The sequence below is a fragment of the Treponema endosymbiont of Eucomonympha sp. genome (assembly GCF_001028545.1).
In genome coordinates this window covers 20,888-39,077 of the sequence record NZ_BBPW01000005.1, presented here as the reverse complement: position 1 = coordinate 39,077, position 18,190 = coordinate 20,888, and the positions used below count along the sequence as shown (strand labels likewise).

General features: G+C 58.9%; 19 protein-coding genes and 1 pseudogene. 15 read left to right on the top strand and 5 right to left on the bottom strand.

Annotation, left to right across the window (positions count from 1 at the left end; translation table 11 throughout):
- Positions 1–35 precede the first annotated feature (35 nt).
- On the bottom strand, positions 36–1,805 hold the full coding sequence (locus tag AWU74_RS00675; protein WP_062326639.1) for a phenylalanine--tRNA ligase subunit beta: 1,770 nt from the start codon (positions 1,803–1,805) through the stop codon (positions 36–38).
- Positions 1,806–2,018: 213 nt separating this feature from the next.
- Here AWU74_RS00675 and AWU74_RS00670 point away from each other — a divergent pair, with 213 nt between their 5' ends.
- Complete coding sequence (locus tag AWU74_RS00670) at positions 2,019–2,528, top strand: hypothetical protein (protein WP_062326633.1); 510 nt, start codon at positions 2,019–2,021, stop codon at positions 2,526–2,528.
- Between the two features lie 273 nt (positions 2,529–2,801).
- Positions 2,802–3,485: an endonuclease/exonuclease/phosphatase family protein gene (locus AWU74_RS00665; protein ID WP_062326632.1), complete on the top strand. Its 684-nt coding sequence runs from the start codon at positions 2,802–2,804 to the stop codon at positions 3,483–3,485.
- Between the two features lie 175 nt (positions 3,486–3,660).
- On the opposite strand, the gene AWU74_RS12530 is transcribed toward AWU74_RS00665, so the two are convergent.
- Positions 3,661–3,975: an amino acid--tRNA ligase-related protein gene (locus AWU74_RS12530; RefSeq protein ID WP_062326630.1), complete on the bottom strand. Its 315-nt coding sequence runs from the start codon at positions 3,973–3,975 to the stop codon at positions 3,661–3,663.
- Between the two features lie 44 nt (positions 3,976–4,019).
- Here AWU74_RS12530 and AWU74_RS12525 point away from each other — a divergent pair, with 44 nt between their 5' ends.
- The 8 genes from AWU74_RS12525 (at position 4,020) to AWU74_RS00615 (ending at position 10,946) form a co-directional block, all read left to right on the top strand.
- A complete protein-coding gene (locus tag AWU74_RS12525) occupies positions 4,020–4,298 on the top strand; it encodes a hypothetical protein (RefSeq protein WP_062326628.1) in 279 nt (92 codons plus the stop codon).
- 10 nt (positions 4,299–4,308) lie between these two features.
- Positions 4,309–5,084 (top strand): IS5 family transposase gene (locus AWU74_RS09725; RefSeq protein WP_162504592.1). Its coding sequence is split into 2 segments (ribosomal slippage): positions 4,309–4,675 and positions 4,675–5,084, totalling 777 coding nucleotides; the frame shifts between segments, so codons are not numbered across the junction.
- A gap of 225 nt (positions 5,085–5,309) precedes the next feature.
- On the top strand, positions 5,310–6,167 hold the full coding sequence (locus AWU74_RS00640) for a MetQ/NlpA family ABC transporter substrate-binding protein (RefSeq protein ID WP_062326622.1): 858 nt from the start codon (positions 5,310–5,312) through the stop codon (positions 6,165–6,167).
- A gap of 51 nt (positions 6,168–6,218) precedes the next feature.
- On the top strand, positions 6,219–7,034 hold the full coding sequence (locus AWU74_RS00635) for a methionine ABC transporter ATP-binding protein (RefSeq protein ID WP_162504591.1): 816 nt from the start codon (positions 6,219–6,221) through the stop codon (positions 7,032–7,034).
- Entirely contained in the window at positions 7,031–7,720 is a 690-nt protein-coding gene (locus AWU74_RS00630; RefSeq protein ID WP_062326620.1) for a methionine ABC transporter permease, read from the top strand. Before AWU74_RS00635 ends, AWU74_RS00630 begins: the two co-directional genes overlap by 4 nt.
- A 208-nt stretch (positions 7,721–7,928) precedes the next feature.
- Positions 7,929–8,783 carry a MetQ/NlpA family ABC transporter substrate-binding protein gene (locus AWU74_RS00625; protein WP_062326617.1) on the top strand — a complete coding sequence of 285 codons (855 nt, stop codon included), beginning with the start codon at positions 7,929–7,931 and terminating at the stop codon, positions 8,781–8,783.
- A 539-nt stretch (positions 8,784–9,322) separates the two neighbouring features.
- A complete protein-coding gene (locus tag AWU74_RS00620) occupies positions 9,323–9,547 on the top strand; it encodes a hypothetical protein (RefSeq protein ID WP_062326615.1) in 225 nt (74 codons plus the stop codon).
- Position 9,548: 1 nt separating this feature from the next.
- Entirely contained in the window at positions 9,549–10,946 is a 1,398-nt protein-coding gene (locus tag AWU74_RS00615; RefSeq protein WP_238580100.1) for a dihydroorotase, read from the top strand.
- Here the strand turns inward: AWU74_RS00615 and AWU74_RS09720 are convergent.
- Positions 10,943–11,629, bottom strand: a pseudogene (locus tag AWU74_RS09720) (transposase). The gene AWU74_RS00615 and the pseudogene AWU74_RS09720 sit on opposite strands and share 4 nt — an antisense overlap.
- 347 nt (positions 11,630–11,976) lie before the next feature.
- Here AWU74_RS09720 and AWU74_RS00600 point away from each other — a divergent pair.
- On the top strand, positions 11,977–13,401 hold the full coding sequence (locus tag AWU74_RS00600; protein ID WP_187150764.1) for a hypothetical protein: 1,425 nt from the start codon (positions 11,977–11,979) through the stop codon (positions 13,399–13,401).
- 9 nt (positions 13,402–13,410) lie between these two features.
- Here the strand turns inward: AWU74_RS00600 and AWU74_RS13705 are convergent, their stop codons facing one another.
- Together AWU74_RS13705 and AWU74_RS13700 are read right to left on the bottom strand one after the other, a co-directional pair.
- A complete protein-coding gene (locus AWU74_RS13705; protein ID WP_062326608.1) occupies positions 13,411–13,953 on the bottom strand; it encodes a transposase in 543 nt (180 codons plus the stop codon).
- A gap of 14 nt (positions 13,954–13,967) precedes the next feature.
- Positions 13,968–14,315, bottom strand: coding sequence for an IS5 family transposase (locus AWU74_RS13700; RefSeq protein WP_438816347.1), 348 nt, complete (start codon positions 14,313–14,315; stop codon positions 13,968–13,970).
- Positions 14,316–14,731: 416 nt separating this feature from the next.
- Between AWU74_RS13700 and AWU74_RS00585 the strand changes: the two genes are divergently transcribed.
- From AWU74_RS00585 to AWU74_RS00570, 4 genes are all read left to right on the top strand, one after another.
- Complete coding sequence (locus AWU74_RS00585; RefSeq protein WP_062326606.1) at positions 14,732–16,474, top strand: L-lactate permease; 1,743 nt, start codon at positions 14,732–14,734, stop codon at positions 16,472–16,474.
- Between the two features lie 380 nt (positions 16,475–16,854).
- Positions 16,855–17,160 (top strand): hypothetical protein, encoded by a 306-nt coding sequence (locus tag AWU74_RS00580; protein WP_062326604.1) that lies wholly within the window; start codon positions 16,855–16,857, stop codon positions 17,158–17,160.
- 265 nt (positions 17,161–17,425) lie between these two features.
- On the top strand, positions 17,426–17,755 hold the full coding sequence (locus AWU74_RS00575) for a transposase (protein WP_162504589.1): 330 nt from the start codon (positions 17,426–17,428) through the stop codon (positions 17,753–17,755).
- Between the two features lie 14 nt (positions 17,756–17,769).
- Positions 17,770–18,150, top strand: a complete 381-nt coding sequence (locus tag AWU74_RS00570; protein ID WP_062326600.1) for an IS5/IS1182 family transposase — start codon at positions 17,770–17,772, stop codon at positions 18,148–18,150.
- The last annotated feature ends 40 nt before the right edge of the window (positions 18,151–18,190 follow it).

Here is an 18,190-nt window from a genome sequence, read left to right as displayed (position 1 = left end):
AAATCCAGTTACAGCAACCGTTCCACGTTGATTGCTCACGCGGCGAACGGCGCAGTAATAGCGCAGTTTTCGAGGAGTGCCGGGTGCACCTCGACGAATACGCCCGCAGATTCGCCGCGTATCAGAATGTCTGCCTGACGGCCGGGGATAAAGCGCGGGTCTGCAGATTCCCGCGCCGCGTATTCGTGCCCCAGAAAATACAGCAGCGCGGCGACTTCGCTCGCCGCGTCGTTAAAGTTCGCGTTTGCGCCCGCGGTCAAAAAGCCGAGGCTGTGCGTGGTCTTGGTGACGGTTATTTCGGCGCTGTCCAGATAGGCGATTTTGCCGACTTCAAAGATTTTGTGCGGATACACGGCATTGCCGCTCCCGGCTTCGGCAGCTAAAAGGGAGGCGATAACCGACGGGCGGACAAACCGGTAGTTCTCGCTCATCGGGTTCGAAATTTCGACAGCCTTCTCGCCGGAATCGTTCATTGCGGCGAGAAAATCCTTTTGAGAGCCGAGATAGTTAAAAACCATCTCCTGATAGCCCAGCCCGACCATCTGAGACTTCACCTTGCGGCTGAACAGGGTGAGCGGCAGGAGCCTGCCGATAGTAAAATCGCGCGGCTTTTCCGGCGGGAACGCGGACAGCGTCTTGCCTATCATCACGTCTTCAACCGCGTCGACTTCGTGCAGAAAATCGTTGCGGTAAGGCGCGGGCGACACCATGAACACCGTATCGGTGTCCTTCGCCTTCTGCGCGTCCGCGGTCCGGCTAGAATCCCGCGCTCTTGAGCGGCCGGTGTCCCCGTCCTTTATCTTAGGCTCCTCCGTTACCGCGCTGCCCGTGCGCGTAAGCGCGTCGCGCGTCTCTTCGGCGGAGAATGCGCTGCCCAGCAGCTTATTCATTGCGGCAAGCGACAGCTTCGTCGGCTGCTGGAAATAAAACGGCGCGATAATGTCCGTGCCGAATCCGGTGTCATAGGGGTGGTTGACGCGGCAGGGCAGAATCGCGTAGCCGTTGTCGGCAAAGTCGCACGCCACGACATTCGTCGCCAGAAGGAGCGGCGCCATATCGGTGCCGGTCATCTCGACGAGCAGCTCGAAGTCGCCCGCCTGCACCGCGCCGAGCGTCGCGCTGTTGACGATAGGCGCCATGGAAAGCACTTCTTTTTTGTCGTCGACGAGCAGCGGGAACCGCGGTTTGCCTTCCAGAATCCAGCCGTATTCCCTGCCCTTGGGGTGGTCGCTCAGAATCTGGCGGCAGGTCATCTGCTCGCTGCATTGCAGCGGCACGAAGCTCGTCCCGTCGGGGTCGACCGCTTTGTAGCGGAGGGGCCAGCGAATCATCGCCGAACGGTAGACGCCCATAGAAATGGAGCGGCGTTTCCGCCCGTAGTTTCCGCAGAGTTTTTCCTGCGTCTGGATGACGTCGCGGAGCATCGGCTCGTCGAGCGGCTTGCCCGAAACCACAAACGCCGTCATATAGGGGCGGATTTCTTCGAGCTTTGGGTCGACGGCGACGGTGCGGTTCCCGTATGCTTTGGGTTTTTCCGGCGTCGAGAAATACGGGGAAAAATCGGTCTGCGCGCCGGTTCGGTGCAGCCTGGGCGCGCGCGCGACGCCCGCAGTCGACCAGAGGTCGGGCCGGTTCGTGTCGTTCAGCTCTATCTTAATCGTCCGCGCTTCGGCGGGGAGGCTCTCGTCGGGCATTCCGTCGAGTTCGGCTTTCGCGCCGACCAGACGCTCCGCAAGCTCACCGTACCCGCAGCGCTCGCCCAGCAGCGCAAAAAAGAGCTGCTCGTTCACCTCAATCTTCGGCATATCGGTACCTCCGGCGGTCATTATAGCGATAACGAACGGCACAGCACAATACGGCGCAAGGCAACCTTTAACGGTGCACAGGCAGACTCTGGCGGTAGACCGTCAGTCTTTAGCGGGACACCGCCAGACCTTGGCGGTAGATAGGGAAACCTTGGCGGTGTCCCGCCAGACCTTCCCGGTACGCCGTTAAACACCGCGGCATAGGGGCAAGGCATGAAGGGATTGCTCATTTTTTCGGAACTTAGTACACTGCGCAATAAATGCACGGCGGACGGTGAACGCACAGGGGGTTTTATGAATATGAAGCGGAATATGCGTCTTTTATATGTAGCGGTCGGGACGGCGCTACTGGCGGCGGCTGGGTGCAAAAATGAATCGGGCGGGGAGGCGGGTTCAAACACTCTTCCAGATACGGACGGCTTGTGCACTATTACCGGAATAGACGAGCGTTTTGACGGGAAGTATACCTTTGTCGCAAGTTCTGACGTTGTGAATGACAGCGAATTAAATCTCTGGGGTGCGGAGACAGTCGATACCAGTGAAGGTACCACGATAGGAAAGCGGCTTATACCTATCTATGCCTATACTTTTGAGGAAGACATACCGGCGGAGGAATCCGTTAAAAGTTCGATTTTTAGCCCCTATAGCGGCAACGACACAGTGCACCTTTGGGTTTATATTTTTGATGAACGCGATGCTTATCTTCTGATGGATCTGATGTAACCGCCGCTTTGCGAAAGAAGTTTTGACGTCATCTTCACGGACGGCAAGGCGTCAAAAACGTGGGACGAGGGACACGATTATCAGAAATAGCAAACTGAATCCACAAACAGATGATAATAAAAGCAAGAATAAACGCCATACCTTTTCGTTGTAGCGGTCGTTGACCGTGTGAAAAGGCAGGTTTTCGATATTATACTATAATATGGATATACCGCGGCGGCGCGGCATAATTTTACGCCTCTCTAAACAAGAGCAGCATTATAAGGAGTTTTTATGAAAATCGTGAGTTGGAATTGCAGTTGTAGTGGCGGATTCAATAAAGAAAAAGTTGACACCATACAGGAATATCCGGCAGATATTTTTGTTATTCAAGAATGTACCTTTTTTGACTGTATCAGGTTAAAATCACAATTTGCCAACGTTTATTGGTATGGCGACGGCAAAGATAGTGTGTTGGGAATTGGTGTATTTTCGCATAAATATCAATTTGAATTCGCACCTGAATTTAACCGAAATCACCGATACGTTGTGCCCTATCGCGTAATATTTAACGGGAAAAAACAGTTTACCTTAATAGCTGTCTGGACAAAGCAGATAAACAGTGCTGGGTGTAAGTATGAAAACTATCAGGTGCCTGTCTTTGCTGCATTAAAAGAATACGTATTTGATAAGAGTGCCGTCATCGGCGATTTTAACACGGGTGCAAATAAGAGTGATACCAACAAATGGTATTCAAAACTTGAAACGGAAACGGGAAAATACAAATTACGAAACTGTGCAAGCAACGAGCAAAAACTTGCGCCGACATTCTTTAGAGGCGACAGCATTTTGCTTGATGACCATTGTTTTGTCACAAACAATTTAAGGGTAAAGTCGTTCGAAATCGGCACCCCAGAAGATTGGATAAAGCCGGAACTTTCCGACCATTGCCCTATCATCGTCGATTTTGACTGGTAAACGCGGCGCGGGCGGTTTATCAAACAGGCGAGCGAATACAAAAAAGAGCGGGGCGGAAGCCCTGCTCTTTTTATGCCCGAAGGCCGAAGCTGGACACGCCCGTCTCGCGGCTTGCCTCACCTCTATGCCGAGTTCCCTCAAGGAACTCGGACGTTCGGTTACCGCCGAACGCGGCTTACCGGAGCGGGAACGGCAGCACGGAGTCTATGGACGCCGCTCCGCAGATGAGCGCGATAAGCCGGTCCACGCCGAGCGCGACGCCCGAACAGGCGGGAAAATCGCGGAAGACGCGCCAGTATTCGCCGTTAACGCGGTGCGGGACGCGAGCCGTCCGCGCCTTGAGCGCGCCTTCACGCTCAAAATACGCCTTGATTTTGGCGGCGTCGGTTTCCTCGCTGTAGCAGTTCGCCAGTTCCATTCCCCCCGCGTAGAGCTCCCACCGCTCTTTTCGCGGGAACGCGCCGGGTACGTCCTTCGCGAGGCACGGCACGCGGGCGGGATACTCCGGTCTTTTGGGAGCGCAGGCTCCACCGCGTGCGCCAAGAGCAGTTCGTACAAATCGTCCCACGCCCAGTCCGCAAACGGGGACGTCTCCGCTATGCCCAGACGCGCCGCTTCCGCGGCAAGCGCGCCCGTTTCGGCGCAGTCGGAAAGCTGGAAGCCGGCATAGCGGGAGAACGCCTCGTCCACCGTCAGGCGGCGGAACGGCGGCGCAAGCGGGGCAGGAACGCCGTATTTCTTGTTCCAGTTTTCAAGCTCGAGATCCGTCCACACCGTCTAGGTAGTGTGGACTGGATAAAGGGAAAGAGGTAAAATGGGAAGCATGAAAGAAAATGAAGGCATTCACCGGCACGATATAAGCGACGAGGCGTGGGAACGGATAAAAGACCTGCTGCCCGGACAGGCAGGGAAGCACGGGGGAGTGGCGAAAGACAACCGTTTGTTTATCAACGTGGTAGCGTGGCAGACGCGCCCGGGCGCTCCGCGGAGGGACATGCTACCAGAATTCGGGAACTGGAACAGCATACATAAGCGGTTTTGCCGCCGGCGGGACAAGGGAATAGGGAAAATGCTGGCGGACGCCGCAATAGGCGAGCCTGCCGGGGATATCTTTATGATAGATTCGACATATATTAAGGCACACGCGGACGCATGCGGGGCGCAAGGCGGCACTCAGGACATTAGCCGTACAAAAGGGGGCTGAACAGCAAATTACATTTGGCGGTTGACGAGTACGGGATACTGGCAAGCGGCATTGTGACAAACGGTACTGTCGCGGATTGTAATCAAGCGCCTTTCCTTATGGAGGATTTGGAGGCGGAAGCGTTCCTCGCAGACAAGGCGTATGACACGAACGAGCTGCTAGATATGCTTAAGGAAGCGGATATAACAGCAGTCATCCCTCCGGTTAAAAGCCGGAAAGAGCAGAGAGCGTACAGTCATGAGCTGTATCGGGCACGGCATGTCATTGAAAACGTCTTCCGTGCCCTCAAGCGCCGGCGCGGAATCGCTACTCGCTACGCAAAGCTCACCGCTTCCTTCATCGCCGCTATTCATGTCAGGTGTTTATTCCTCTACCTTCCAGTCCACACTACCTAGGTAGAGGCACTGTTCTACTCTAAAACAGAGCCGCCCGTGCGCCCCCGCCAGCCCACGCCTCTAATGCCGAGTTTGCCGCAAGCAACCCTATATGCAGAGTTCCTTCAAGGAACTCTGGCGCTACCCGTTTCCCCTTCGGGGGAAACGGGTAGCGCCGTTGACCGACGGGCGTTTTTTATGTACGCTGTCTCCCTAAAAACACGCGCTGCCGCAAGGGGTTTCATTATGGGCAAGGTTCAAAAGATACGCGCCGCGGTCTCGCTCGCGGCGGCGTTGGGGCTGTTCGCCGTCTCCGCGTATGCGGCTGGCAAGGCGGACAAAAAAGCGGCGCAGTCGGCGGGCAGGAAGACGGCGGACGGGCGCACGCTGCTGCGGGTGCAGGCGGACGCGGCGCCCCACGCGGAACTGCTGGAGTTCGTGAAGCCGAAGCTGGCGGCGCAGGGAATCAGTCTGGAGATTACCGCCGTCACCGACCGGGCGCAGGCAAACGCACAAACCGCCGGCGGGGAGTTCGACGCGAACTTCTTTCAGCACGAGCCGTACTTGCAGTCGGTCGTGGCGGAAAAGGGCTACGACCTCGTGAGCGGGGGCGCCGTTCACGTGGAGCCTATCGGCGCGTACTCGGACAAATACCGCGCGAAGGCAGAGCTTCCCGACAGGGCGAAGATCGCCATTCCGAGCGACGCGACGAACGAGTACCGCGCGCTCCGTGTTCTTGAGCGGGAGGGTTTTATCCGGCTGAAGCCGGGCGCGGACGCGCTCCAGACGACGGTCGGCAACGCGGTCGCCGCGTACCTGAAGCCGGTCGCGCTGGCGGAACTGGATTTCGCCCTGATACCGCTGGCAAAGGCGAACTTTGACGCCTATATCACCAACACCAGCACGATTCTGGAGGCGGGAATCGACCCCGCTTCCGCGCTGTTCCGCGAAGGGCGGGATTCGCCCTATGCCAATATCCTCGCGATAAAAGCCGACCGCAAGGACGACCCCGCGCTCAAGGCGCTGTATCAGGCGCTCACCGGCGAGGACGTGCGGCGGTTTATCGAGGACAAATACAAGGGCGCGGTGATACCGGCGTTCTGAGGCGCGCGGGCGGGGTTTGCCTAAATCAAACGGATATAAGGCTGCGCGCATATGCCAAATATTCAGCAAGAGGGTGCGGTGGCGGACTATTTCATAGACATACGGCAGCTCTATAAGACGTTTCGCAGCCGCGGCAAGTCGTTTCCGGTGCTGAAAGGTCTTACCCTCGGCGTTCCCAAAGGCGGCGTATACGGCGTCGTGGGCTTCAGCGGCGCGGGCAAAAGCACGCTGCTGCGCTGCATAAACCGGCTGGAAACGCCGGATTCGGGCACCGTTTCCGTCGGTGGGCGGGAAATCACCGCGCTCTCCCGCCGCGAGCTCGTCGGCTGCCGCCGCAAAATCGGCGTCATATTTCAGCAGTTCAACCTGCTGGATTCCCGCACCGTGGCGGGCAACGTCGCCTTCCCGCTCGAAGTCGCGGGTGTTGGCAAAGCGGAGATTTCGGCGCGGGTGGCGGAAATGCTGGAGCTGGTCGGGCTGTCCGACAAGCGCGGCTTTTATCCCGGGCAGCTCAGCGGGGGGCAGAAGCAGCGGGTGGGCATAGCGCGCGCGCTGGCGAACCGGCCGGACGTGCTGCTGAGCGACGAGGCGACGAGCGCGCTCGACCCGCTGTCGTCGTTGTCGATACTCGACCTGCTGCGGGACATAAACGAAAAGCTGGGGCTGACGGTCGTGCTGGTTACGCACGAGCTTGACGTCGTCCGCTATGCCTGCAGTCAGGTCGCGGTGCTGGAGGACGGGCGTATTGCGGAGACGGGGAGCGCCGACAGCGTGTTCCAGAACCCGTCGAGCGAGACGGCACGGGCATTCGCCAAGATAACCCGCACCTTCGCCAGCCATAAGTGGCAGCGCGGGGAGGGGATATGATTGCGGCGCTGCGGAATGCGTTCAGTGCGGAGGTGTGGGGAATCGTCGCTCCCGCCGCAGTCCAGACGCTCTATATGACGGCGCTGACGACGCTTTTGACCGGCGCGTTCGGGCTTGCGCTGGGCGTCGCGCTGGTGCTGACCGACCGGGACGGGCTTTCTCCCCTGCCGGCGTTTAACGCCGTCGCGGGGGGAATCGTCAACGCGCTCCGATCTATGCCGGCGGTCATCATCATCATCCTGACGCTGCCCCTCTCGCGGCTCGTCATCGGCGTATCCTACGGACCGAAAGCCTGCGTCGTCGCGCTCGCGGCTACGTGCGTGCCGATGTTCGCGCGGCTCGCGGAGAACAGCATTCTCGAAGTGCCCAAGGGCAAGTTCGAGGCGGCGCAGGCTATGGGCGCAAAAAAGCGGGATGTCGTGCTCAAGGTAATGCTTCCGGAGGCGCTGCCGAATCTGGTGCGGAGCTTTACCGTCGCGGCCGTCGCCATTGTCTCCGCCACCGCGCTCGCCGGCTCGTTCGGCGCGGGAGGGCTGGGCGACGTGGCGGTGCGCTACGGGTACCAGCGTTTCCGCGTAGATATGCTTATCGCCTCGGTGCTGTCGCTCGCGCTGTTGGTCAACTTAATTCAGCTTGCGGGCGGCGGCATTGCGAAGCGGATTCTGAAGAAGCGCTGCCTGCTCTAGACGGTTTCGACGTTCGGCGGAGCGCAGAAGCGGCGCATATACGCTTGCGCAAACGAGCGCAAAGGTTGAATAGACCTGAACAAAATGCCGGGTTTCCTCAAGAAACTCGGTCGTTCCCCTTATGGGGAACGCGACAATCCGGCTATCGCGCCGGTTAATCACTGAATGTTCGCCTAATAAGGCGGACACTATCGCAAGGAGTTTTACTATGGGCAAGTTTCAAAAAACACGCGCCGCGGTTTTGGCAGCGGCGGCATTAGGACTGTTCGCCGTCTCCGCGTATGCGGCGGGCAAGACGGACAAAGGGGCGGCGCAGACAGCGAGGAAAAAGGCGGGCGGGCGCACGGTGCTGCGGGTGCAGGCGGACGTGGTGCCTCACGCGGAACTGCTGGAGTTCGTGAAGCCGAAGCTGGCGGCGCAGGGAATCAGTCTGGAGATTATCACCACCACCGACAGCTCGCTGGCAAACGAGCAGACCGCCAACGGGGAGTTCGACGCGAACTTCTTTCAGCACGAGCCGTACCTGAAGTCTATTGTGGCGGAGAGAGGCTTTGACCTCGTGAACGGGGGCAACATTCACGTGGAGCCTATCGGCGCATACTCGGCTAAATACCGCGCGAAGGAGCAGTTGCCCGACAAGGCGAAGATTGCCATTCCGAACGACGCGACGAACGAGTACCGCGCGCTCCGCATTCTTGAGCAAGAGGGCTTTATCCGGCTGAAGCAGGGAACGGACGTGTACCAGACGACGGTCGGCAACACGGTCGCCGCGTACCTGAAGCCAGTAACGCTGGTGGAACTGGATTCCGCCCTGATACTGCGGGTGAAGGCTGATTTTGACGCCTATATCACCAATACCAACAAGATTCTGGAGGCGGGAATCGACCCCGCTTCCGCACTGTTCCGCGAGGGGCGGGATTCGCCCTATGCCAATATCCTCGCGATAAAAGCCGGCCGCAAGGACGACCCCGCGCTCAGGGCGCTGTATCAGGCGCTCACCGGCGAAGAGGTTCGGCGGTTCATAGAGAGCACGTACAAAGGCGCGGTGATACCGGCGTTCTAAGCGCTCCTTATTACCCGTGCGCCGCACGGGTAATAAGGACTGAGTTTTCTGAAAAACTCGGCATATGTGCTTTGCTGCTATGCCTTCGCCTTTATGCCGCACACGGCTGAAGGGCACAGTGGTGAAGGCGGCGTCCGACATACAATATTCAGCCCCACCTGTAATAATGGAGGCTCTCCATATTCTGGGGACAGGGAACAGTCTCTCCGCTGTTTCGGTGCCGTTTACCCGCCGTTGCCTATGCATTCTTTTCATTCTTTTATACTACCAAGTTTACAAAGCAAACTCGGACGTTCGGCAGCGCCGGACGGGTGGTGGTGGGGGGGGGGGTAAAGAATACATCTCGGCGAGGTGTCGGTTTTGGCGGCGGACAGGCAGGTTAAATCTACACGGAGAGAAGCGGAAACGAGCACAACCTGTTTCCGCTTCTCGTTTCAAAGGGAAAATGACAGTCGCCGCTTTTCCTTTGATCGGTCGCTTGCGCGTATTCGGGCTTCAATGATAGTATCCTACACATCTTTTATAGTAAGGAGTATCTTATGCCAGAACCTGCAAAACGCGACCCGAATGCGCCGCGATACCTTGAAATCACCGTCAAAGACAGCGAAGGGAAAGTGTGGTCAACCCTGCTTGCCAACGCGAAGGACTTTTCGACCGGCTCCGTCGGCTATTCCGTCTCGGAAAAAGTCGTCAACCCCGAAAGCGGCGAACGCTATCAGTCCAGTTTGAACTTTACGCTGATAGGCTCGAAGCCCGCAAAATAAAGTGTCCGCCGCGCCCGCTCCCCCGCTGCTGCTGTTCAACGCCCGCTTGGTCGACGCCGTCCGCGACGCGCCGGGCGCGTTGCTGTTTTCGGACGGCAGAATAGCGGCGGTGTTTGAGGGCAATTTTTTCACGCCCGAATCTTGCCGCGCCTTCATGCCCGCGGCTTCGTTTGACGCCCGCGGCTTGACGGCGCAGCCTGCGTTTGTCGACCTGCACGCCCACTTCCGCTATCCGGGTCAGAGCGATAAAGAGACGCTCGAAAGCGCCCTCCGCGCGGCAAAGGCGGGCGGATACGGGACGCTCGTGCTTATGCCGAATACCAGTCCGCCGGTCTCGGACTATCGCGTTGCGCTCGGCATACAGGCGGAAGCGGCGGCGTTCGGGCTTGCGGACGTGCTGCAATCAGTTACGATTACCCGCGCTTTTTCCGGAGACGCCGCCGGAGACGTTTCGCATTTGGACGCGCTGCCTCCGTATACGGGCGGGGAAGGGCTGCCGCTCGTAAGCAACGACGGGCACGACGTCGATTCCGCTGCCGCGCTGTTCGCCGCGCTGCGGAAATGCGCCCAAAAGGGCATAGTCGTCGCGTGCCACAGTGAAGACGCCGCCCTTGCGCGGGAAGCCCGCGCGCTGCGCGAACAGGCGTTCCGCCTCCTTTCCCAGCAGGGCGACTGGTTTGCGCCCTGCCCCGAAGCCGATTCACGGCTTGCGCGGGCAAACGAACTGTTCATGCTCGCCGAAGACGTCGCAACGAGCCGCAACCTGCTGCTCGCGGATTCCGCCCGCTGCCGCGTGCATATCTGCCACGCGAGCACGGCGCGTTCGCTTCAAGCGGTGCGCCGCGCAAAACAGGCATGCGCCGCCCGCGGGGAAGAGCCGCTCGTCTCGTGCGAAATCACGCCGCACCACCTGTCGCTCGCCGCCGAAGGCGAAAACCTCCGCCATATCGTCAACCCGCCGCTCCGTTCGGAAGCCGACCGCGCGGCGCTTATCGAGTCGCTCGCCGATTCCGGCGCCTTCGCCGCAGACGCGATAGCCACCGACCACGCGCCCCACACGGCGCGGGACAAGCTTTCCGGCGCGCCCGGCTTTCCGGGTCTCGAAACGGCATACGCGGTGTGCAACACCGCGCTTGTCGCGTCGGGGCGGACGAGCGCGAGCCGTCTTTCCGCGCTCATGTCCGCAAACCCCGCGCGGATTCTGGGTCTTGACCGCGGCACGTTCCCGAAAGGGCGGCTGTCGCCCGGCTTTGCGGCGGATGTCGTGCTGGTCGACCCCGCCGAACGGTGGACGGTCGACGACGCCGAATTCCGCACAAAGGGGAAAGGTTCGCCGTTCGCCGGAAAGACGCTCATGGGGCGGGTCAAGGCGGTATTCCGCAGAGGGGTACTGCTCTAGGTAGTGTGGACTGGAAGGTAGAGGAATAAACACCTGACATGAATAGCGGCGATGAAGGAAGCGGTGAGCTTCGCGTAGCGCGTAGCGATTCCGCGCCAGCGCTTGAGGGCACGGAAGACGTTTTCAATGACATGCCGTGCCTGATACAGCTCATGATTGTACGCTCTCTGCTCTTTTCGGCTTTTAACCGGAGGGATGACTGCTGTTATATCCGCTTCCTTAAGCATATCTAGCAGTTCGTTCGTGTCATACGCCTTGTCCACGAGGAACGCTTCCGCCTCCAAACCATCCATAAGGAGAGGCGCTTGGCTGCAGTCCGCGACAGTACCGCTTGTCACAATGCCGCTTGCCGGTATCCCGTACTCGCCAAATGCAATTTGCTGTTCAACACTCTTTTATCCCCGGCAGGATCGCCTATTGCGGTATCCACCGACGTTTTCCATATTCCCTTATCCCGCCAGCGGCAAAACCGCTTGTGTATGCTGTTCCAGTTCCCGAATTCCGGCGGTATGTTCCTCCACGGAGCGCCTGTACGCGTCTGCCATGCTACCGCGTTGATAAACCAGGCGGTTGTCTTTCGCCACTCTCCCGTGCTTCCCTTCCTGTCCGGGCAGCAGGTCTTTTATCTGTTCCCACGCCTCGTCGCTTATATCGTGCCGGTGTATGCCTTCTTTTCTTTTCATGCTCCTTTTTTACCTCTTTCCCTTTATCCAGTCCACACTACCTAGGTAGAGGCTCTGTCCTTCCCTAGACAGCGTCTCTGTTCTAACCTAGACAGAGCCTCTGTGCTTCCCTAGGGAGAGACACTGTTCTGGCCTAACGAGAGGCGCTCGGTCGTTCCCTAACGCCCTATATGCGTTCCCTACTGGGAACGCATATACTATAGAAGACAAATGTAATACGGCGGCAAACTCGGCATACAGGTAAAGCAGAGAGGCTCTCCCTTAGAGCGGCTAAAGCCCCGCTCCCCGTTAGGGCGGAGCTGTATGTATATGATACTTTGTGATATAATAGATGTTGCGTATACGGTATGCTCTGGATACGCGGTGGGGAGGTGCTTGCGGTGAATACAGGCATTAGGGCAACGGCTCGGCTTATGACAAAGGCGGGCGTTTTGGCGGCGGGGCTTGCCGCGATTTTGGCGGCAGGCGGCTGTCAAAAGCTCGTCATGGACGACACGCCGTCTAACCCCCCGAGGGTTCTGGAACCGGCGGTGCGGACATTCCGCGTGCGGGAAGCGCGCGAAAGTGGAATCAGCGCGTGGTACGACGTGGAAGCGTTGCGGCTTGCGAGCGGGACGCATTCGCTCGTGTACGCGGACAAGACGCTCAAGATTCCCGTTGCGACAGGCAAAGCGCTTGTCGCCGAGTATGACAGACATATTTACGACACGATAACCAGCGCGTTCGGAGAGGCGGAGGACGTAGACGGGAACGGCAAAGTCATCATCCTGCTGCTCGACATTATCGACGGGTACGCGGGAACCGGCGGCTATGTCGCGGGCTATTTCGACGAGCGGAATATGTTTTCAAAGTCGGTATACGCGGATTCAAACGAGGCGGACATGCTCTTCCTCGACGTCAAACAGCAGAACGTCCCGAGCCGCGAGTTTTATACTGCTCTCGTGCACGAGCTTCAGCACCTTATCTATTTCTCGCGGACCGCCCGCGGCGAGAAAGAGCAGGACACGTGGCTCAGCGAGGGGCTTGCCACCGCGGCGGAATATGTGTACGGCGGACCGCAGCAGCGTTACGTCGATTATTTCAACAGCACGGACGACAGGAACACTATCCCGCAGGGCGACACGTTCTACGTGTGGGGCAACCGGGACGACCCGCGCGCCGACTACGCGACCGTCTACCTTTTCTTTCAGTGGCTCAGAATCCACGCGAAGAACGGGCGCGGCGTTTATCGGGATATCCTCGCGTCGCGCTACCGCGATTACCGCGCGGTCGTCGAAGCGGCAAACGCCCAAATCAAACTTCCCCCGGGTGCGGACAGCGGGTGGAACTGGGAAACGCTGTTCCGCGCGTGGATGCTGGCGAACGCTATTGGCGAAGAAAGCGGCGTCTACGGCTATCGGGGCGAAATCTCGCCGGTCGCGCAGGCGGCGAGAAGCCGCGTTTCGTCCCTGTTTCCGGGCGAGGGCGTATTTTCCCTGCTTTCCGGCGGCAGCTTTTTGCCGCCGGGCAGTTCCGGCGCGAATATTAGATACGTCGGCTTTGCGAGCGGCACTTTCGAAGGCGTCAGCACGGCAAGCCCATACAGCGGAGACTGGCTGCTCACGTTCAACGCCAATGCAGACGCCGGGGGAAGCCCGGAAACCTGCTTCACCGCAGATATTCCGGGAGGAAGTGCGGCGCGACTCGGCAGACCGGCACCGTATGAGTTGCCGTTGCCGGAAAGCTATCCGGTGGACGCGCTCTTCGGTACGGACGGCGCGCGCAAGCGGTAGAATGCAAGCCTACGACTTGTACCGAGTTTCTTGAGGAAACTCGGCATAATAGAAGAGGCTGAAACCTGTGTGCAGGAAACTGTCGCACGTCATTGACGTGCTGCCGAGTGTCGCGTCCACCTTACAGGAGAACGACCGAGTTCTTTCAAAGAACTCGGCAGACAGGTAAACCCCGCGGCAGAAAGATAAGATATAGAGGCGGCTGCCAAACGGTATATCTCTATAGAAGGGGCTTTTCGCAGGGCCGCCGCCGATTCGGCGGGCGTCCCGCCAGCGCTTGAGGGCGCGGAAGACGTTTTCAATGACGTGCCGTACCCGATACAGTTCATGGCTGTACGCTCTCTGCTCTTTCCGGCTTTTAACCGGAGGGATGACGGCTGTTATATCCGCTTCTTTAAGCATATCAAGCAGCTCGTTCGTGTCATACGCCTTGTCCGCAAGGAACGCTTCCGCTTCCAAATCCTCCATAAGGAGAGGCGCTTGATTACAGTCCGCGACAGTACCGCTTGTCACAATGCCGCTTGCCGGTATCCCGTACTCGTCAACCGTCAAATGTAATTTGCTGTTCAGCCCCCTTTTGTACGGCTAATGTCCTGAGTGCCGCCTTGTGCTCCGCATGCGTCCGCGTGTGCTTTGATATACGTCGAATCTATCATACGGATATCCCCGGCAGGCTCGCCTATTGCGGCGTCCGCCAGCGTTTTCCATATTCCCTTGTCCCGCCAACGGCAAAACCGCTTGTGTATGCTGTTCCAGTTTCCGAATTCTGGCGGTATATCTCTCCACGGAGCGCCCGTGCGCGTCTGCCACGCTACCGCGTTGATAAACAAACGGTTGTCTTTCGCCACTCCCCCGCGTTTCCCTGCCTGCCCGGGCAGCAGTTCTTTTATCCGTTCCCACGCCTCGTCGCTTATATCATGCCGGTGAATGCCTTCTTTTCTTTCATGCTTCCCCTTTTACCTCTTTCCCTTTATCCAGTCCACACTACCTAGACAGTGCCTCTGTTCTGCGTGCGCGTCATGACGCCGCCGGAGGTAAAGTGGGTTCCCCGCAAACCTTCGCGGCTCCCCGCAAGAGTCTGCGGGCGGCGCAAAAACGCCTCCGTGGGTCACGTCCGGCATCTGCTATCTCTATGCCGTCATAAAAGGAAGCGGCAAAACCGTTTCTTTTTATGGGAGAAAACAGAGGGGACTGCCCTATATGCGCTCATACCCGAGCCGTAGCGCGGGTGTCGCTCTTGCGCGGGCGGGGAAAAGCCCGTAAAATAGGCGGGCGCCGGGCGCGGAACCCGGCGGAGAGGCGAAGCCAATTCTAATATAAGGAGGCATATATGCCTGCCGGTTTACTGCCGCTCGTTGCCGTGATTCCTATCGCGGTGGCGCTCGTGCTTATGGTCGGCGTCCGCATGGGCGCCATGAAGGCAATGCCTATCGCGTGGCTCTCGTGCGTTCTGGTGGCGGTGCTGGCGTGGCGGCTCCCTGTCCCTTATGTCGCGGCGCTCAGCGTGCAGGGCGTGCTCAACGCCGTAAGCGTGCTCGTCATAGTGTTCGGCGCGCTGCTGATTCTGCACACGCTGCAGTATTCGGGCGGAATGGAGACAATCCAGTACGGAATGCAACAAATCAGCACGGATATGCGCGTTCAGGCGATTATCGTCGGCTATCTGTTCAGCGCGTTCATAGAGGGCGCGGCGGGATTCGGCACGCCGGCGGCGCTGGCGGCGCCGCTCCTCCTGTCGCTGGGTTTTCCGCCCCTCGCGGCGGCGGTCGTCTGCCTCGCGTACAACTCGTTCCCCGTCACCTTCGGCGCGGTCGGCACGCCGATACTCACCGGCTTCGGCGCCTCGCTCGGCAACTCGATAGACGCGGCGGTCGCTTCGGGCGCGTTCGCCGACCGTGCGCAGTTCTTTAAGGCTATCGGCGAGACGGTTACGCTCATGCACCTGCCTATGGTCTTCATCATGCCCGTATTCATGCTCGGCTTTATCACCCGCTTCTTCGGTCCCAGCCGCAAGTGGAGCGACGGCTTCGCCGCGTGGAAGTTCTGCCTGTTCGCGGCGGTCTCGTTCGCCGTGCCTTATCTGCTGGTGGCGTGGCTCGTCGGTCCCGAAATCCCCTCTATGGCGGGCGGACTCATAGGGCTAGCGGTCGTTATGTACGGGGCGAAGCGCGGGTTCTGCGTCCCGAAGGACATCTGGACATTCGGCGAGGCAACGCGGTGGGACAAGTCGTGGACGGGGGATATCGCCTTCAGCCGCGAGCGGGAGCTTGCGCCGCGCATGAGCCAGCTTCGGGCGTGGCTGCCCTATATCCTTATCGGGCTGATTCTGGCGCTGACCCGCCTCGACGCGCTGCCGCTCAAGGCGGCGTTCAATCGGCTCGCGGTCGTGTCGGTCAGCGACATATTCGACTACGCGGGCGTGAGCGACAACAGCATTAAGCTCCTGTACCTGCCCGGCACGGTGCCGTTCATGCTGATTGCGCTCCTGACGGTGTGGCTGCACAAAATACCCGCGGGCGAGGCGGTCAAGGCGTGGCGCGACACGCTGCGGAAAATGGTGCCGGCGACGGTGTCGCTCTGCGCATCGGTGGCGCTCGTCAAGATATTTCAGGGTTCTGGCAGCTTTACAAACCCGGTGCTTATCGCGCAGCTTCGGGCGGCGGGCGTCGATACGGGAATCGCGTCTATGCCCCGCGTCATGGCGGAGACGCTCGCGGGGGCGGTCGGACCCCTGTGGCCGCTGTTCGCCTCGTATGTGGGCGGGCTGGGGGCGTTCATCACCGGCTCGAACACGGTGTCCGACACGCTGTTCGGGCAGTTCCAGTGGGATATGGCGGAGCTGCGCCGTCTGCCGCACCTCGTGATTCTCGCGGCGCAGGCCGCGGGCGGTGCTATGGGCAGCATGGTCTGCGTGCACAGCGTGGTGGCGGTCTGCACGGTGGTGGGCTTGCAGAACCGCGAGGGCGAAATCATCAAGAAGACCTTCGTGCCCTTCGTCCTGTACGGTCTCTCCGTGGGAATCGTGGCGTTTATCCTGATAGGGACGGGTTACGGCGCCCGTTTCGCGCTGTAGACGGCGTTCGGCGGTAGCCGAACGGCAGAGTTTCTTGAGGAAACTCTGCCTTAGGGGTGGCAGATAGGTTTTGCCCTTATGCCTTACCTATGGGTGAACGGCATAAAGGTTTTCGCCCTTTGGCATATCGCTCGGTAGTCTTGCTGGTGGAAACCGCCGCAAAGCCTGCTCGGCAGGCAACCGGATGTTTGGTGCGCGTGCAGGGACTCCCTTGGTGCGCAGGTAGGGAGCACCTGCACGGGCAGGTTTCAAACCCTGACACGGGCGCTTCACGACCGTTTTGTATGAAAGCAAAACGAATGTTTATCGCGAGCGCCGCGGCGCCCGCAAATTGCGGACAGCGGCGCGGCGGGGGCTAATCCCGCGCGGTTTTATTACGAATGGAAAGTGGAACATACACCTCTTTTGAGGGCCGGTCGGTGGAATTAAGGGATAAGGGCTATATCGAAGACGGCTATGCCTATGTAAAGCAGTACTGGAGAAAGTGCAACACTCAGAACGCGGACAAACTGAGGAGCATAGGGCTTGCGGTCGACGTGCATTCGACCAGCAAAACCGGCGAAGACTGCTGGGTGCGCGTGAAGCTCCGCGATGTTAAGGAAATTCGCGGCCGGATACAGAAAACTTATGTGCCCACAAAAGAGTACGTCATGTATCCTACCGCCGAACACCCTTTGGTTCCATAAGCGCGGGGAAAAGGCGTTCGGCGGTAGCCGAACGTCCGAGTTTCTTGAGGAAACTCGGCATAAGAGCAGGCAGGGCGCAAAGAGCAGGGTAAAAGCACTGCTCTTTGTATGTCTAGCGCCATTCACCCGCCGTTGCCTATGCGCCACCCTAATATGCCGCGAGTTTGCTTTGCAAACTCGGTAGCAAGCCGTAAGCTTGCGGCAGTTTCCTGCACCGGGAAATGCCTCGCCTCGCAGGCTTCGGCGATAAGCGCGTCCGCGTCCAGTGCTTCGTACAGGCTGTGGGTTTTGCCAGCGCGCGCAACACGGGGGAGTGGCGAAAGATAACCGCCTGTTTATCAACGCGGTAGCGTGGCAGACGCGCACGGGCGCTCCGTGGAGGGATATACCGCCAGAATTCGGAAACTGGAACAGCATACACAAGCGGTTTTGCCGTTGGCGGGACAAGGGAATATGGAAAACGCTGGCGGACGCCGCAATAGGCGAGCCTGCCGGGGATATCCGTATGATAGATTCGACGTATATCAAGGCACACGCGGACGCATGCGGAGCACAAGGCGGCACTCAGGATATCAGCCGCACAAAAGGGGGCTAAACAGCAAATTACACTTGGCAGTTGACGAATACGGGATACCGGCAAGCGGCATTGTGACAAGCGGTGCTGTCGCGGACTGCAGCCAAGCGCCTCTCCTTATGGAGGATTTGGAGGCGGAAGCGTTCCTTGCGGACAAGGCGTATGACACGAACGAGCTGCTAGATATGCTTAAGGAAGCGGATATAGCAACAGTCATCCCTCCGGTTAAAAGCCGGAAAGAGCAAAGAGCGTACAGTCATGAACTGTATCGGGCACGGCACGTCATTGAAAATGTCTTCCGTGCCCTCAAGCGCCGGCGGGGAATTGCTACGCGCTACGCAAAGCTCACCGCTTCCTTCATCGCCGCCATTCATGTCAGGTGTTTATTCCTCTACCTTCCAGTCCACACTACCTAAGAAAACCCCGCCCCGAACTGAGTTTTGCCTTGACAGGTGC

What these genes read in the sequence shown, in the direction of transcription:
- AWU74_RS00600 (WP_187150764.1), top strand. Translation starts at nt 11,977, where the DNA reads ATGCTCTGGATACGCGGTGGGGAGGTGCTTGCGGTGAATACAGGCATT.
- AWU74_RS00635 (WP_162504591.1), top strand. Translation starts at nt 6,219, where the DNA reads ATGCCAAATATTCAGCAAGAGGGTGCGGTGGCGGACTATTTCATAGAC.
- AWU74_RS00670 (WP_062326633.1), top strand. Translation starts at nt 2,019, where the DNA reads ATGAAGGGATTGCTCATTTTTTCGGAACTTAGTACACTGCGCAATAAA.
- AWU74_RS00620 (WP_062326615.1), top strand. Translation starts at nt 9,323, where the DNA reads ATGCCAGAACCTGCAAAACGCGACCCGAATGCGCCGCGATACCTTGAA.
- AWU74_RS00640 (WP_062326622.1), top strand. Translation starts at nt 5,310, where the DNA reads ATGGGCAAGGTTCAAAAGATACGCGCCGCGGTCTCGCTCGCGGCGGCG.
- AWU74_RS00580 (WP_062326604.1), top strand. Translation starts at nt 16,855, where the DNA reads ATGGAAAGTGGAACATACACCTCTTTTGAGGGCCGGTCGGTGGAATTA.
- AWU74_RS00585 (WP_062326606.1), top strand. Translation starts at nt 14,732, where the DNA reads ATGCCTGCCGGTTTACTGCCGCTCGTTGCCGTGATTCCTATCGCGGTG.
- AWU74_RS00625 (WP_062326617.1), top strand. Translation starts at nt 7,929, where the DNA reads ATGGGCAAGTTTCAAAAAACACGCGCCGCGGTTTTGGCAGCGGCGGCA.
- AWU74_RS00665 (WP_062326632.1), top strand. Translation starts at nt 2,802, where the DNA reads ATGAAAATCGTGAGTTGGAATTGCAGTTGTAGTGGCGGATTCAATAAA.
- AWU74_RS00675 (WP_062326639.1), bottom strand. Translation starts at nt 1,805, where the DNA reads ATGCCGAAGATTGAGGTGAACGAGCAGCTCTTTTTTGCGCTGCTGGGC.
- AWU74_RS00630 (WP_062326620.1), top strand. Translation starts at nt 7,031, where the DNA reads ATGATTGCGGCGCTGCGGAATGCGTTCAGTGCGGAGGTGTGGGGAATC.